This is a genomic window from Kitasatospora aureofaciens, assembly GCF_001188955.3.
Classification (GTDB): domain Bacteria; phylum Actinomycetota; class Actinomycetes; order Streptomycetales; family Streptomycetaceae; genus Kitasatospora; species Kitasatospora aureofaciens.
Genome location: NZ_JPRF03000042.1, coordinates 1 through 14858, shown reverse-complemented (window position 1 = coordinate 14858; position 14858 = coordinate 1). Strand labels below are relative to the sequence as shown.

Annotated in this window: 12 protein-coding genes and 1 pseudogene; 5 read left to right on the top strand and 8 right to left on the bottom strand. The window is 75.0% G+C overall.

Annotated features, from left to right (window positions below; all coding sequences use genetic code 11):
* Positions 1-80 precede the first annotated feature (80 nt).
* On the bottom strand, positions 81-854 hold the full coding sequence (locus HS99_RS26040; RefSeq protein WP_030288576.1) for an enoyl-CoA hydratase family protein: 774 nt from the start codon (positions 852-854) through the stop codon (positions 81-83).
* A 198-nt stretch (positions 855-1052) separates the two neighbouring features.
* Between HS99_RS26040 and HS99_RS26035 the strand changes: the two genes are divergently transcribed.
* Positions 1053-1850 (top strand): ATP-grasp domain-containing protein, encoded by a 798-nt coding sequence (locus HS99_RS26035; protein WP_030554092.1) that lies wholly within the window; start codon positions 1053-1055, stop codon positions 1848-1850.
* 82 nt (positions 1851-1932) lie between these two features.
* Positions 1933-2337 carry a RidA family protein gene (locus HS99_RS45215; RefSeq protein ID WP_030288572.1) on the top strand — a complete coding sequence of 135 codons (405 nt, stop codon included), beginning with the start codon at positions 1933-1935 and terminating at the stop codon, positions 2335-2337.
* 222 nt (positions 2338-2559) lie between these two features.
* On the opposite strand, the pseudogene HS99_RS46980 reads toward HS99_RS45215, so the two are convergent.
* Positions 2560-3780, bottom strand: a pseudogene (locus tag HS99_RS46980) (MFS transporter); the annotation flags it as partial.
* A gap of 172 nt (positions 3781-3952) precedes the next feature.
* Here HS99_RS46980 and HS99_RS26025 point away from each other — a divergent pair.
* Complete coding sequence (locus tag HS99_RS26025) at positions 3953-4936, top strand: ArsR/SmtB family transcription factor (protein ID WP_030554087.1); 984 nt, start codon at positions 3953-3955, stop codon at positions 4934-4936.
* Between the two features lie 386 nt (positions 4937-5322).
* Here HS99_RS26025 and HS99_RS26015 read toward each other — a convergent pair whose 3' ends face one another.
* A complete protein-coding gene (locus tag HS99_RS26015) occupies positions 5323-6501 on the bottom strand; it encodes a geranylgeranyl reductase family protein (RefSeq protein WP_033354918.1) in 1179 nt (392 codons plus the stop codon).
* Between the two features lie 227 nt (positions 6502-6728).
* Between HS99_RS26015 and HS99_RS26010 the strand changes: the two genes are divergently transcribed.
* On the top strand, positions 6729-8093 hold the full coding sequence (locus HS99_RS26010) for a dipeptidase (protein WP_030288567.1): 1365 nt from the start codon (positions 6729-6731) through the stop codon (positions 8091-8093).
* On the opposite strand, the gene HS99_RS47900 is transcribed toward HS99_RS26010, so the two are convergent.
* Positions 8044-8418 (bottom strand): DUF4184 family protein, encoded by a 375-nt coding sequence (locus HS99_RS47900; protein WP_063737926.1) that lies wholly within the window; start codon positions 8416-8418, stop codon positions 8044-8046. The genes HS99_RS26010 and HS99_RS47900 overlap by 50 nt on opposite strands.
* Before the next feature lie 167 nt (positions 8419-8585).
* Complete coding sequence (locus HS99_RS26000; RefSeq protein WP_030288564.1) at positions 8586-9653, bottom strand: NUDIX hydrolase; 1068 nt, start codon at positions 9651-9653, stop codon at positions 8586-8588.
* Positions 9654-10096: 443 nt separating this feature from the next.
* On the opposite strand from HS99_RS26000, the gene HS99_RS25995 reads away from it, so the two are divergent.
* Entirely contained in the window at positions 10097-11011 is a 915-nt protein-coding gene (locus HS99_RS25995) for a PfkB family carbohydrate kinase (RefSeq protein WP_030554081.1), read from the top strand.
* Positions 11012-11147: 136 nt separating this feature from the next.
* On the opposite strand, the gene HS99_RS25990 is transcribed toward HS99_RS25995, so the two are convergent.
* The 3 genes from HS99_RS25990 to HS99_RS25980 form a co-directional block, all read right to left on the bottom strand.
* On the bottom strand, positions 11148-12074 hold the full coding sequence (locus HS99_RS25990) for a C40 family peptidase (RefSeq protein ID WP_030288559.1): 927 nt from the start codon (positions 12072-12074) through the stop codon (positions 11148-11150).
* A gap of 328 nt (positions 12075-12402) precedes the next feature.
* A complete protein-coding gene (locus tag HS99_RS25985) occupies positions 12403-13824 on the bottom strand; it encodes an acyl-CoA synthetase (RefSeq protein WP_030288556.1) in 1422 nt (473 codons plus the stop codon).
* Between the two features lie 178 nt (positions 13825-14002).
* On the bottom strand, positions 14003-14858 hold an 856-nt coding region (locus tag HS99_RS25980), incomplete at its 5' end, for an electron transfer flavoprotein subunit alpha/FixB family protein (protein ID WP_063737925.1).

Here is a 14858-nt window from a genome sequence, read left to right as displayed (position 1 = left end):
GGTCGGCCACGGGACACCGGCCACAAACGACCAGCCTCACGTCACGCCTCAAGCCTCAAGCCACCCGCCGCCCCTACGGCTCAGCGAACCCAGGCCGCCGGCCGCTTCTCCAGGAAAGCCCGCATCCCCTCCTGCGCCTCCGCCGAACCGAACAGCAGCGCGGACAGCTGCACCAGCTCGTCCGCGTCCCGCTGGAAGGACCGCACCACCTCGGCGTTGGCCAGGCGCTTCGACTCCGCCAGCCCCTGCGGTGAGCCCTGGCGCAACGCGTCCAGCAGGCCCTTCAGCACCACGCCGGTGTCCTCGGTGGACCCGGCGGCCTGGGTGATCAGCCCGATCCGGGCCGCCTCGGCGGCGTCGAAGACCTCGCCGGTGAGGTAGTAGCGGGAGGCGGCACGCGGCTCCAGCTTGGGGCGCAGCGGCAGCGAGATGACGGCGGGCGCGAGGCCGAGGCGGACCTCGGTGAAGGCGAAGGTCGCGGCCGGTCCGGCGACGGCGAGGTCTGCCGCGCCGATCAGACCGAGGCCGCCGGCCCGGGCGTGCCCGTCGACCACGGCGATCACCGGCTTGGTGCAGTCCACGATCGCCTTCTGCAGCTCGACCAGGCCGCGCGGGCCCACGGTCGGGTCCGCGCCGGTCGCCTCGGAGAGATCCGCGCCCGCGCAGAACACCTTGCCGGTGTGGGTGAGCACCACCGCGCGGACGTCCTGGTTCGCCGCGGCCACCGCCAGTCCGGCGTGCAGTTCGGACATCAGGCGGGAGGAGAGCGCGTTGCGGTTGTGCGGCGAGTCGAGGGTGAGCGTGGTGACGGCGTCGGCGGTGGTGACGCGGACGAGGGGCTCTGCGCTGGTCATCGGCGTGGGCCTGCCTTCCGGCTGAGGGTGGGTCGGACTGCGGGCACGGTCCGGGGTGCCCGGACCGCGCCCGCACGACTCTGGCACGCCCACCCGCCCCTCGGCCAGAGCCGGCCGCTGCCCGGCGGAGCGCAGCGGCCGCCGGAGGGACGGAAAACCGCTGGTCGCGGCCGTCCGCCGCCGGGCAGCATGGGCGCCATGACCACCGAAGCCCCGGTCCTGCTGCTCGCCCCGCGCATCAACGAGACCGGTCTCCAGTTGCGCACCGCCGCCGGGCTGCGCGGCCTGCGGGCTCGCACCGCCGCCTCCTGGCGCGCACCGCGCGAACTGCTCGGCGCGCCGGTCCACGTGTACGGCGGGCCGCTGTTCGCCGACGCGGTCGGCCGGGAGCTCGGGCTCGCCCTGCTGGAGCCCGCCGAGGACTGGCTGGCCAGGCTGCCGCGCGCGCTGACCGGCCGCCGGGTGTCCGCGACGACGCTGGCCGAGGCCCGTGCGCTGCGCGGCCCGGCCTTCGTGAAGCCCCCGGCGGACAAGCTGTTCGCCGCCCGGGTCTACCTCGACGGCGGCGCGCTGCCCGGTCCCGAGCTGCTGGACGGCGACACGCCGGTGCTGGTGAGCGAGGTGGTGCGGTTCCGCGCGGAGTACCGGCTGTTCGTCCTGGACGGCATGGTGCGGGCCGGTTCGCGCTACGCGGTGGACGGCGACCTGTCCGTGGCACCGCTCGGGCGGGACGGCTCCCAGGTACTGGCCTTCGCCCGTGATGTGCTGGCCGCCTCGGCCGCGCAAGCGCCGCTGCCGAGCGCGGTGGTGGTGGACGTCGGGCCGACGGACCACGGGTGGGCGGTGGTGGAGGCCAACGCCGCCTGGGCCAGCGGGGGTTACGCCGCCGGGCCGGAGGACGTCCTGGACGTGGTGCTGCGCTCCTCCGGTCCGGCCACCCAACTGGCCGGCACCGACGTGCCGTTCCTGCGCGAGCTGCCCGAAGTGGTGCGCTGACGGCGCCGGTTGGGTGCGCCGGGTCGATCGGCCGGCGTCATCGCTTGCGGCACCGGCGGGCGATGCCGCACGATCGTGCGCCATGACCACCAAGCACCTCACCCACATCACCGAGCCGCCCGGCGTCGCCCCCGGGACCGGCTACACCCAAGTCGTCACCGGCAGCGGTCGACTGGTCCAGGTCTCCGGGCAGGTCGCCTTCGACGAGCACCGGAACCTGGTCGGCGCGGGTGACCCGAAGGCGCAGGCCCGCCAGGTCTTCGAGAACCTGCGCCGCTGCCTCGCCGCCGCCGGGGCCGACTTCTCGGACGTCGTCAAGTTCACCTTCTTCATGACCGACATCGCCCACCTGCCGGCGATCCGGGAGGCCCGCGACGAGTACCTGGGCGACCTTCCGCTCCCGGCGGCCTCCGCGGTGCAGGTCGCCGCGCTGTTCCGGCCGGATGTACTGATCGAGATCGAGGCGATGGCGATCGTCCGGGCGTAGCCGCCGGCCAGGCACAGGGTCGCGGCGCGTCACGGGGCCGCGGCGGGTCAGGCGGTCCGCATCCCGGGCGTCACGCCGCCGGCAGCCGTGCGTCCCGCCGTCCGGCCCACCGGACGGCGGGCCCATCGCCAGGCCAGCCGCCGCGAGCACCGCGCCCAGGACGGCCCAGCCGGCCGGCCCGTAGCCGATCACCGCGGTGCTGACCAGCGCCGGACCGGCCATCAGCGCGGCGGCCGTACCCGCGTTGAACACTCCCTGGTAGGCGCCGTGGCCGCGCTCGCCCGCGAGGTCGTAGCTCAGTGCCCAGCCGCCCGCCTGGCCCATCACCTCGGCGAGCGACTGCAGCGCGATCCCCGCCAGCACCACAACCGCGGCGAGGATCCCGGGCAGTCCGTGCGCCAGGGCGAGGACCAGGCAGGAGGCGGCGAGCAGCAGCCCGGCACGACGGCACGCCCGGGCGGCGGCCGTCCGCTCCTCGGTGCCGCGGGTGGCCCGCACCTGGAGGGCGATCACCATCAGGGTGTTGACGACCAGGCTGCCCGCGACGGTGATCCGCGGCGCGGCGGTCTGCTGGACGATCCACAGCGGCACGCCGACCTCCAGGACGGCGAACTGCAGGCCGAGCACCGAGCACAGCGCGGTCACGGCCAGGAAGGGGCCGTCGCGCAGCGCCGGATTGCCCCGGCCCTGCTTGACACCCTTGTCGACGGGATCCGAAGGGTTCGCGGCGCCGGACCTGGCCGCGGCGCCGGAGCCGCCCTCGGTGCCGGACACGCCAGGCGTACCGGTCCGGTCCCGGGACTCGGCCGCCACCGAGGCCGCTGCCGGCGCCGCCACCACCGGCAGCCGGTGGAGCAGGAACGCGACGGCCACGTAGGAGACGGCGTCGGCCAGGATCGCCGACAGGTAGACCGCCCGGGTGTCGAGTTGGAGCGCGATCGCGCCGAGTCCCGTCCCCAGGCAGATGCCGATGTTGGTCACCACCCGCAGGTGGGCCCGGCCGGCCACCCGGCGGTCGGCGGGCAGCACCTCGGCGTAGAGCGCGTTCCGGGCCGCGGACGATCCCCGGTCGACGGCGGAGACGGCGCAGGCCAGGAGCACGAAGGCCGGATAGCTGTGCACGAACACGTACCCCGCGGTGCCGACCGCCTCCGCCGAGACCAGCGCCACCAGGACCCTGCGGGCACCCCAGCGGTCGGCAGCCCGACCGGCCGGCACGCTGGCGACGACCCCGCAGAGGCCGGCGGCGGTCATCCCGAACCCCAGCTGGGCGGCGCTCAGGCCGAGCACCCGGGTGAAGAACAGCACCGCGACGGACAACGAGAGGCCGTTGCCGACCGTGTTGACCAGGGTGATCCCGGCGAGCCGACGGACCGTCGGATCGGGGTGCAAGCGACGCCGGAGGGCCTCGGGCAGGCGGCCGGACCGGCCGGGTTCGGGCATGGCGAAGGACGGGGCGGAGGACTCCGCCGGTGAGGTGGTCATGCCGTCGATTCCACCGCCGTCCGGGGTGGAGCAGGTACTCCTTTAGGCTCTGACTAAATCTCTGCGGGTCGGCAGCTGGTAGCCGGACCTCGCGTCGGCGTCGGACGTCGGCATCGGAAGGAGAACGCCCGTGCACCGCTTCACGCTCCGCCTGGCCGACCTCGCCAGCACCTGGTTCGCCTACTCGCCGATCCTGGAGGCCACGCTCAGCCTGCGGATGTGGAGCCACCCCGGCGTGTACCGGCTGCAGAGCCGGGCCTTCGAGCAGCTCCGGCCCTCGTTCGAGCGCCTGGACTCCCGGCTGCTGTTGTCACTGGTCGCCGACAACCGCTGGGTCCCCGACTTCCTGACGCCCCGCCCGTCCGCCCCCGCGCCCGAGTTCCGCACCGAGCTGGCCACCGTCCGCGGACTGCCGCCGGAGCTGCTACGCAGCGAACTGGAGCAGACCTTCCGGCCGAACGGGCAGCCGCTTCCCGCCCTGCTCGAAGCCGGACTGGCGGACCCGGAGCGGCTGTTGGCGCGGATCTGCGACGCGCTGGAGGAATACTGGGAGGCCTGTCTGGCGCCCACCTGGTGGCCCCAGGCCCGCGCGGTGCTGGAGGCTGACCTGGTGTACCGGGCGCGGGTGCTCGCCCAGCACGGCGCGGCGGCACTGTTCACGGACCTGGACCACCGGCTGCAGTGGACGGACGGCGTGCTGTCGATCAACCGGCACTGGACGGACGGGGACGTGGAGACCGCCGTGGACGGGCGCGGGCTCGTGCTCTGCCCGACCTTCTTCGTCCGGGGCGCGATCACCATGATCGACAGCAGCCGCGCGCCGCAGATCAGCTACCCCGCGCGCGGGCAGGCGGGCATGGCCGGCCAGGGATCACCGGTGCCGCCGCAGGCCCTGGAGGCGCTGGTCGGCGCCCCGAAGGCCCGACTGCTCTCGCTGCTCGCCGAACCGGCCTCCACCACCGAGCTCGCCTACCGCCTCGGCGTCACCCCGGGTGCGGTCAGCCAGCACCTCTCCGTCCTGGCGGCCACCGGCCTGGTCACCCGAGCCCGGCACGGGCGCTCGGTGCTGTACCGGCGCAGCGTGCTCGGGGACGAGCTGACGGGTGGCAGGTGACAGCGAACAGATTTCTACGGCGCGGCCCCGGCCGGTTCGCGGAGGGGGCCGGCACCCGCGGGTACGACAACCTCATCACGGGCGTCTCCGGACCGACCGTCTACCACGACGCCAAGTCCGTTGCCACGTAAGGCCGCACGGGCGCCAACGGCCAGTGGTGGACCTTCGACGCCCCCTGGTCGATCGCCCGGAAGACGGCCTCCCCCAAGTCGAAGGACCTGCTGGGCGCGATGGTCCGGGAGATGTCCGGTGACACCCCGTCCGGCACCCTGATGAGCTCGCTCGACACCGGGCTCAACCAGCGGGCCCCGTAAGGCGGACGGGGCCGACGCTCCTCCCCCACCGGAGCAGCGCCGGCCCCACCCACGCGTGCCGACCGGGAACAGCTACCGCGCCGCCATCGCCATCAGCTTGCGCGCCGCCCGGTTCTGCCGCAGCAACTGCGCGAAGGTCGTGTGCCCCTGGGTGGTCCGGGCGAACGCCCGCCACGCCGCCGGCACCAGGCAGACCGCCGCGTGGAACAGGTACGGCCGCCGCTCGAAGGCGCCCAGCAGCTGCTTGCCCGCGCGCATCTCCACGCCCAGCCCGGCCTTGACCGCGAACGCGTAGTTCAGCGCCTCGCGCCGCACCGACGCCGCGTCGCCCGCCTCCGCGACCCGCACCGCCCACTCGCCGGCCAGCCGGCCCGAACGCAGCGCGTACGAGATGCCCTCGCGGGTCCACGGCTCCAGCAGCCCGGCCGCGTCCCCGGCGACCAGGACCCGGCCGCGGGAGAGCGGCGAGTCCTCCGCCCGGCAACGGGTCAGGTGCCCGGACTCGACCCGCGGGGCGAAGCCGGACAGGCCCAGCCGCCGGATGTAGTCGGCGAGGTACTGCTTGGTCCGCTCGCCGTCGCCGCGCGCCGAGATGACGCCCACGGTCAGGCTGCTGGTCTCGGTCTTCGGGAACACCCAGCCGTAACTGCCGGGCAGCGGGCCCCAGTCGAGGTGGATCCGGCCCGACCAGTCGGCGGCGACCTGCGGCGGCACCGGGATCTCGGCCTCCAGGCCGAGGTCGATCTGGTCGAAGGTGACGCCCACGTGCCGGGCGATCCGGCTGGCGCTGCCGTCCGCGCCGACCACCGCACGGGCCTCGAAGCTGCGCCCGTCGGCCGCCGTCACCAGCGCCGTCCGGTGCTCGCCTCCGCGCTGCTCGACCCCGGTGACGGTCACCCCGGTGACCAGCACCGCCCCGGCCTGCTTGGCCGCCTGCACCAGGCGCAGGTCGAACTCGTCCCGGTTGACCAGCCCGAACAGCATCCGCCTGGCCCGGCGCGTCCGGGTGTACCGGCCGTCGTAGGCGAAGGTGACGGCGGACACCCGGTCCTGCAGGGGTAGTTCGAAGTTCGGCGGCAGGCTGTCCCGGGAGGGGCCGATGATGCCGCCGCCGCAGGTCTTGTAGCGGGGGTGCTCGGCCTTGTCGAGCAGCAGCACCCGGCGGCCCTGCGCGGCGGCGGCGTACGCGGCCGAGGCTCCGGCCGGTCCGGCGCCGACCACCACGACGTCCCAGACGCCGTCGGGCGGCAGCGGCGCCTCGTCGAGCGGGCTGTTGAGCGGGCTACGGGAATCGGGGCTTCCGGAGTCTGTCACGTCGAGCAATCCTATGCGTCCGGCCACCGGCCCGGACGCCGCACCGCCCGCCGATCCCGATGGTCCCCGGAAGCCCTCGAACGCCTCCGCCTATGATCGGCGGTACCCCAACCGATCTGCTCCGCCCGAACCACCCCCGGGCGGACCGCCCCCTCGGAGCACCGATGTCACAGCCCCTGGCCGACGCCGTCCGGTCCCTGATGGACCGTGCCCGCACCGACCTCGCCGAGCTGGTCGCCTTCCCATCGGTCGCCGACCCGCGCCAGTTCCCGGTCGAGGAGTGCCAGAAGGCCGCCCAGTGGGTCGCCGACGCCTTCGCCGCCGAGGGCCTGGGCAACATCCAGCTGCTGGACACCCCGGACGGCACCCAGTCCGTTTACGGCGAGCTGCCCGGCCCGGACGGCGCCCCGACCGTCCTGCTCTACTCGCACTACGACGTCCAGCCCCCGCTCGACGAGAACGCCTGGCTGAGCCCCGCCTTCGAACTGACCGAGCGTGACGGCCGCTGGTACGGGCGCGGCGCCGCCGACTGCAAGGGCAACATCCTGATGCACCTGACCGCCCTGCGGGCGCTGCGCCAGGTGTACGGGGACGGCTACCCGGTCGGCCTGAAGATCATCGTGGAGGGCTCGGAGGAGCAGGGCACCGGCGGCCTGGAGCGCTACGCCGAGGCCCACCCCGAGCTGCTCGCCGCCGACGTCATCGTGATCGGGGACACCGGCAACTTCGCCCCTGGCCTGCCCACCGTGACCACCTCGCTGCGCGGCATGACGGTGGTCGAGGCCTCGGTCACCACCCTGGCCGGCAACCTGCACTCCGGTGCCTTCGGCGGCGCCGCCCCGGACGCTCTGCAGTCCCTGGTCCGGATGCTCGCCTCGCTGCACGACGAGAACGGCGACGTCGCGGTCGCCGGGCTGGCCGCCGACCAGACCTGGGAGGGCGTGCAGTACCCGGAGGAGCAGTTCCGCACCGACGCCAGGGTGGTCGACGGCGTCGAGCTGACCGGCACCGGCACGGTCGCCGACCGCCTCTGGGCCCGCCCGTCCGTCACCGTCCTCGGCATCGACGCCCCGCCGGTGATCGGCGCCACCTCCTCGGTGCAGGCCGCCGCCAAGGCGCTGATCAGCCTGCGCGTCCCGCCGGGCATGAGCTCGGACGCCGCCCAGGACGCCCTGGTCGCCCACCTGGAGGCGCAGGTCCCGCTCGGCGCCCGGCTGACGATCCAGCGCCAGGGCAACGGCGCCCCGTTCCGCGCCGACACCGACGGCCCGGCCTACGAGGCGATGGGCGAGGCGATGGCCGAGGCCTTCGGAACCCCGATGGTCACGGCCGGCGAGGGCGGCTCGATCCCGCTCTGCAACACCCTGCGCTCGCTCTACCCGCAGGCCGAGATCGTGCTGATCGGCGTCGAGGAGCCGACCACCCAGATCCACGCCGTCAACGAGAGCGTCGACCCGCAGGAGCTGGAGCGGATGGCCCTCACCGAGGCCCTGTTCCTCCGCCGCTACGCCGAACTGCGCTCCAGCTGACGCGAGTTCGCACCGGTTCCGGGCCGCCCGCCACGCCACCGGCGGGCGGCCGCGACCACCGCCGCGTAGCCGACCGCGCCCGCAGCAGCCCGTGCCACCCCGCCACCAGCGCACCGGCGATCGCCACGTCCAGCGTCGGCACCGCCCACCAGGCGTGCGTCAGACCTCCGCGCCCGTACACCCCGGGCAGCAGGGATTCGGCGAAGAACGGCACGTCGGGCGCCATCGACCCGGCCACCAGCGCCGAGGCCACCAACGGCCCGCGCTCCCCGGCGGCGCGCAACAGGGGCAGGACGGCGGCGGGGTGGCTCAACGTGAACGGCATGCCTCCATCCTGACGCCCCCACCGCCCGCCCGACCAACCAGGGCCCCGCCCTCCCCGCCCGGTGGCCCGCCCGGCCGGGCCCTTCCTCCACCGGGCCCGCCCTCCCGCCGGATCGGCCCGCTCCGCCGGGCCCGCGCTCCCCGCCGCGTCGGCCGTCCGCTCCGCGCCTACACGGCGTCCGCCGTACTGGCCAGGCCGAGCGCCACCCGGCACCCCGCCTCCAGATACCGCAGCTCCCCGCTGCGCCGGGCGTCCAGCGCCGCCGCGAGACGCCGGTAGCGGCTCGGCGGCAGCAGGTCGGCCGCCTCGTCCAGCGTGACGAACCGGCAGCCGCGCAGCTCCTCCTGCTGCAGCAACAGGTTCTGCCGGCCCGCGGCGTCCAGCAGCCCGCCGTCGTACATCAGCCGCAGGCCGCCGCGGCGCGGGCCGGTGCGCGGCTCCCAGTCGACGGCGAGCAGGCGCAGCACCGAGGGGTCGAGCCGCAGCCCCAGCTCCTCGGCGGTCTCGCGCAGGGCGGCGTCGGTGGGGGCCTCGCCGCGTTCGACCACGCCGCCGGGGAAGTCCCAGTCGGGCTTGTAGACCGGGTCGACGAGCAGTACCCGGTCCTGCTCGTCGAAGAACAGCACGGCCGAGGCCACGGTGTCCCCGGTCGGGTCGGGGGCCTGGACGATCGGGCAGCGCGCGTCGCCGACCCGGACCAGCTCGGCTATCCGGTGCGCGGTCTCGCGCGGGGTGAGCGCGCTGGTGTCGAGCATCCGGGCGTCGCCGACCAGCCAGCGGCGGGCGGCCCGGTAGCGGGGCAGGTGTTCGAAGCACCAGGTACGGACCCGCTCGGAGGCCTCCGGGTCACCGGGGCACTCCTCGCGGCGCGCTATCCGGTCAAGAAGGATCGTTTCTTCTGGATCCAGGACGAAGTGGTGCACCGCGATCCCGTGCGCGGCCAGGTCGCCGAATATCTCGTCCCGGTAGTCCTCTCTCAGCAGCGTCATGGGCACCACCAGCGGGCCGCCGACCTCGCCGATCAGCGCGGCCGCCGTCTCGGGCACGAGCCGGCGCCAGGCCGCGAGGTCCTGGAAGTCGGACACCGTGGCCAGCCGGTCGGCCGGGAGCATCCGGCGCAGCCCGAAGCCCACCAGCTCGGGATCGAAGAGCACGCTCCCCGGCAGCAGTTCCACCAGCTCGCGGCAGGCGCTCGTCTTGCCCGCCCCGAATGTGCCATTGACCCAGACGATCACAACGTCCCCTGCCCTCGACTCGCCCCGATGCCGTTCGCACCGGGCAGCGCCCCCGTCGGCCGAACCAGCGCCACCCGTGGTGGTACCCGCGCGATGCCGCTCCCCAAAACTGCTCGCCGCGCCCGCCCGCGCGCCCCGGCCCACCCCTTGACAGGGGCATGTGCCCAGGCCACGGGCCCGGTACGGACATGTACGGACCGGCCGACAACAAAGCCGCACGCCGCGGCCACCCCCTGCGCACGGGAAGTCGGACCGGCCGACTTCCCGTGCGCGCCCCTCCCGTACGCCGCTCGCGCCGCCCTTGCGCCGCCCGCGCCCCTCCCAGCCACGACCCGGCCGCCCTCAGTCCACTCTCCCGCCCCCGACGCCGGCCCTCCCCGCCCTCCGCCTGCCTCGGCGCGTACCCCTTGCGCCGCCCCCGCCCCGGCACGTACAGAGGAACGATGAAGCTGCTCCCCGCCGGCCGGGTCATCGTCATCGGCTCGGTCAACACCGACCGGATCCTCCGCTGCCCCGTGCTCCCGGCGCCGGGCGAGACCGTCCTCGCCGCCGACGCCACGCTGGGGTTCGGCGGCAAGGGCGGCAGCCAGGCGGTGGCGGCGGCCCGGATGGGAGCCGCGACCCACCTGGTCGCCAAGGTCGGGCGCGACGCCGACGGGGAGGCGGCGCTCGCCGATCTGCGCGGCGCGCAGATCGAGACGGGCGCCGTGCACACCCACCCCGACGCGCCCACCGGTCAGGCGATCGTCATGGTCGAACCCGGAGGGGAGAACAGCATCGTGGTCGTCCCCGGCGCCAACGCCCGGCTGACCCCGGAGGAGGTCACGGCCGCCCTGGCCCGGCTCCACCTGCTCCCGGTCGATGTCGTGCTCACCAGCAACGAGGTCCCCGCGGAGTGCATCCGCGCCACCGCCGCTGCCCTGCCCGCCGCGGGCCCGAACGGGGGCACCCGCTGGCTGCACAACACCGCCCCGGCCGGCGACCTGCCCGGTCCCGGCCCCACCGGCCGCCGCCCCTTGGTGGTGGCCAACGCCGTCGAGGCCCGCCAGCTCACCGGCGCCGCCACCGCCACCGAGGCCGCCCGTGCCCTGGCCCGGCTGGCCGAGGGGGCGGTGGTCACCCTCGGCGGCGAGGGGGCCGTGGTCGTCACCGGGGAGGGACTCACCCGGCTGCCCGCACCCGCCGTCCAGGTGGTCGACACCACCGGCGCCGGCGACGTGTTCTGCGGCGCACTCGCCGCCCGGCTCGCCCGCGGCGCGGCCCTCGCCGAGGCGGCGGCCACGGCCGTGGCCGCCGGGGCCTTCGCCGTCACCGCGCTCGGCGCCCGCGGCGCGCTTCCCCGCCCGGCGGACCTCTGATCCACCGGCTGCTGACCGACCGATTGCCGACCTGCCGGCTGCTGACCGACCGCCGGCCGACCCGCGTCGGGCCGCAACGGTCCGCAGGCGTGCGGGGCACCCGGCCCGCCGGCTCGGGCGCCCCGCATCGGATGTGCTACGGCCGTCCCATGAACGCCGGGTAGTACCCCTTGCTGATCGACGAGATCCGGATCCGCGTCCCGGGCCGCGCGGCCTCCACGTACTGGTTGTTGCCGAGGTAGATCGCCACGTGCTGGATGCCCCGGGCGGTCCCGTTCGGCGACCAGAACAGCAGGTCACCGCGGCGCAGCTGGCTCGCCTTGATCGGCGTGGTGGCCGCGTACTGGTCGTTGGCGACCCGCGGCAGGGCGATGCCGCCGCGCCGGAAGGACTGCTGCACCAGGCCCGAGCAGTCGTACCCGTCGGGCCCGTTGCCCGCGGTCCGGAACGGCTTGCCCAGCTGGGCGAGCGCGTACTGCACCGCCGCCTCGACGTTGCGGTCCGCCGCCACCGAGCCGCTGGAGGCGCCGCCCGAGGAACCGGACGAGGAGGAGCCGCCCGAGGAGCCGCCGGTCCGCTGCAGGTAGACGTCGTAGTGGGAGGTCCAGCGCCACTCCCCCTTGGTGTTCTTGAACCAGTACCGCGAGCCGTCCCAGCCCGGCTTGATCCCGCCGTTCGAGGACTTCGACGACGACGTGGACGACGCCGCGGACGAGGACTTGGACGTGGACTTCGAGGAGGACTCCGCGCCGCCGGTCCGCGCCAGGTACACGCTGTAGTGGCTGGTCCAGCGCCACTGCCCCTGGCTGTCCTTGAACCAGTACCGCGAGCCGTCCCACCCGGCGTGCGCCGGCGCCCGCTCGGCCGCGGCGGGGCTCACACCGGTGCCGAGGCCGATGGCCCCCACGCCGACCGCGATCATGGCCGCCATGCCGATCCCCCGGCGGATCCGCCCGTCCCGCGCGGGACGGGCGGCGTTGGCGGAACGGGCCTCGGTGGCGGGGGCGTGCTGCCCGGTCGGTTCGTCGGCGACATCCGGCGCGCCGGTGTTGACGGTGGTCATCCTGCTGACTTCCTTCACTGCTGCGAACGCCTGCGGCGTACGGCCGCCGAACGGGCGGCTGCGGAAACTGCTGCGGACACGCGGTACGCCCCGGCACGGCCGGTTCGTACGGCTCGGCAGATCCCGTCCGACATGCCGGGGCCTCCGGCCGTGCGACCGGAAGCCGCGGCATGTCGCCCAGGGATTCAGTTCTGCCTGCGTGTCACGTTATGCACGCGTCCGCTCACTGCGCGCAGTGGAGTGCGCCAAAGGAAGGTTTCCGGGTGGGGGAGCCGACGGCGCATCAGGATGAACACCCGTCACCGCGGGACGTCCCGACGCCCCCTCATCAGCGGCCCTCGGCCTCCGCCAGCAGCTGCTTCTTCAGCACCTTCCCCAGGGCGTTCCTGGGCAGTTCGGGCACGAGCACGACTCGGCGCGGCCGCTTGTGCACCGAGAGCCGCTCCGCCACGAAGGCCGTCAGCTGTTCCTCCGTCACAACGCCGTCGGGGATGACGTACGCGACGATCACCTGTCCGAGGTCCTCGTCCGGCGCGCCGACCACCGCCGCGTCGGCGACCGCCGGGTGGTCGCGCAGCGCGGCCTCCACCTCGCCCGCGCCGATCCGGTAGCCGCCGCTCTTGATCAGGTCCACCGACGCGCGCCCGACGATCCGGTGGAAGCCGTCCGCCCCGATCACCGCGACGTCACCGGTGCGGAACCAGCCGTCGGCCGTCCAGGCCTCGGCGTCGGCATCCGGCCGGTTGAGGTAGCCGCTGAACAGCGTGGGGCCGCAGACCTGCAACTCACCGACGCTCTCCCCGTCGTACGGCACCGGCTCGCCGTCCTCGCCGACCAACCGGGTGCGCACCCCCTCCAGCGGCAATCCGACGCTGCCGGGCCGCCGTTCACCGTCCGCCCTGGTGCTGACGGTGATCAGCGACTCGGTCATCCCGTAGCGCTCGATAGGGGCGTGCCCGGTGAGCGCCGCCAGCTTCTCGAACACCGGTACCGGCAGCGGCGCACTGCCGGAGACCAGCAGCCGGGCCGAGGACAACCGCCCGGCCGCCTCCTGATCCGCCGCCAGCCGGGACCAGACGGTGGGCACGCCGAAGTACAGGCTGCCGCCCGCCGCCGCGTACCCCGCCGGGGTGGGCCGGCCGGTGTGCACCAGCCGGCTGCCGGTGCGCAGGGCGCCGAGCACACCGAGCAGCAGTCCGTGCACGTGGAACAGCGGCAGACCGTGGACGAGGGTGTCCTCGGCGGTCCACTGCCAGGCGGCGGCGAGGGCGTCCAGGTCGGCGGCGATCGCCGCGCGCCGGATCACCGCACCCTTGGGCGCGCCGGTGGTGCCCGAGGTGTAGAGCACGAAGCCCGTCGCGTCGGGGGCCGGCTCGGCGAACGTGGTCGACGAGCGCTCGGCGGGGTCGACGGGCAGGGCCGTCACCGACGCCCCGTCAGGCGCGGCCTCTCCGGCTGCGTGCGCCAGCAGCGCCGCGCCCGAGTCGCGCAGGATGTGCTCGCGCTCCTTGGGGCCCGAGTCGGGCGGCAGCGGCACCACCGGGACGCCCGCCAGCAGGCCGCCGACCACGGCGGTGACCGTCTCCAGGGTGGGCCGGGCGAGCACGGCGAGCGCGGGAGCCCCGGCCACCCGGTCGGCGACCGCGGTCGCCGCGCCCAGCAGCGCCTCCCGGGAGAGCGCCCGGCCGTCGATCCGCAGCGCGTCCGCCGCGTCGCCGTGGTCGCCCTGAAGTGCCGTCAGCAGTGCCATGCTTCCGTCCTCGCCCTCGTCCTCGTCCTGATCGCGCGGCGGGCTCCCGCGCCCGGCCGCCGTCGGGCCGACTCTACGGGCCGGCGCGGCGCCCCCCTCCGGCACGGGGGCGGAAACGGCGGAGGGCGTGGCACCGAGCACCCGGTGCCACGCCCTCCGGTCCACGGGACCGCTCGGATCAGCCCTTGCGGGCCTTCACCTCGGTGGTGAGCTGCGGCAGCACCTGGAAGAGGTCGCCGACCACGCCGTAGTCGACCAGCTCGAAGATCGGGGCCTCGGCGTCCTTGTTCACGGCCACGATGGTCTTCGAGGTCTGCATGCCGGCCCGGTGCTGGATGGCGCCGGAGATGCCCGCCGCGATGTAGAGCTGCGGGGAGACCTGCTTGCCGGTCTGGCCGACCTGGTTGCTGTGCGGGTACCAGCCGGCGTCGACGGCGGCGCGCGAGGCGCCGACGGCCGCGCCCAGCGCGTCCGCGAGCTCCTCGACCACGCCGAAGCCCTCGGCGGCACCGACGCCGCGGCCGCCGGAGACCACGATGGCGGCCTCGGTCAGCTCGGGGCGGCCGGTCGAGACGCGCGGGGTGCGCGAGGTGACCTTGGCGGCGTTGCCGGTGAACTCCACCGACACGTTCTCGACGGCGCCGGCGGCCGGAGCGGCCTCCGGGGCGACGGCGTTCGGCTTGACGGTGATGACCGGCGCGCCCTTGGTGACCTTGGACTTCACCTGGAAGGACGCGGCGAACACCGACTGGGTGGCGACCGGGCCGCCGTCGCCGGCCTCCAGGTCGACGGCGTCGGTGATGATGCCGGAGCCGATCCGCAGCGCGACGCGCGCGGCGACCTCCTTGCCCTCACCGGAGGACGTCACCAGCACGGCGGCCGGGGACACCGTCTTGGCGATCTGGGCCAGGGCGTCCACCTTGGGGACGACCAGCTGGTCGGCGAACTCGGCGCCGTCCGCGACGTACACCTTGGCGGCGCCGAACTCGGCGGCCTTGGCGGCGATGTCGGCGGCCGCGGCACCGGCGCCCAGG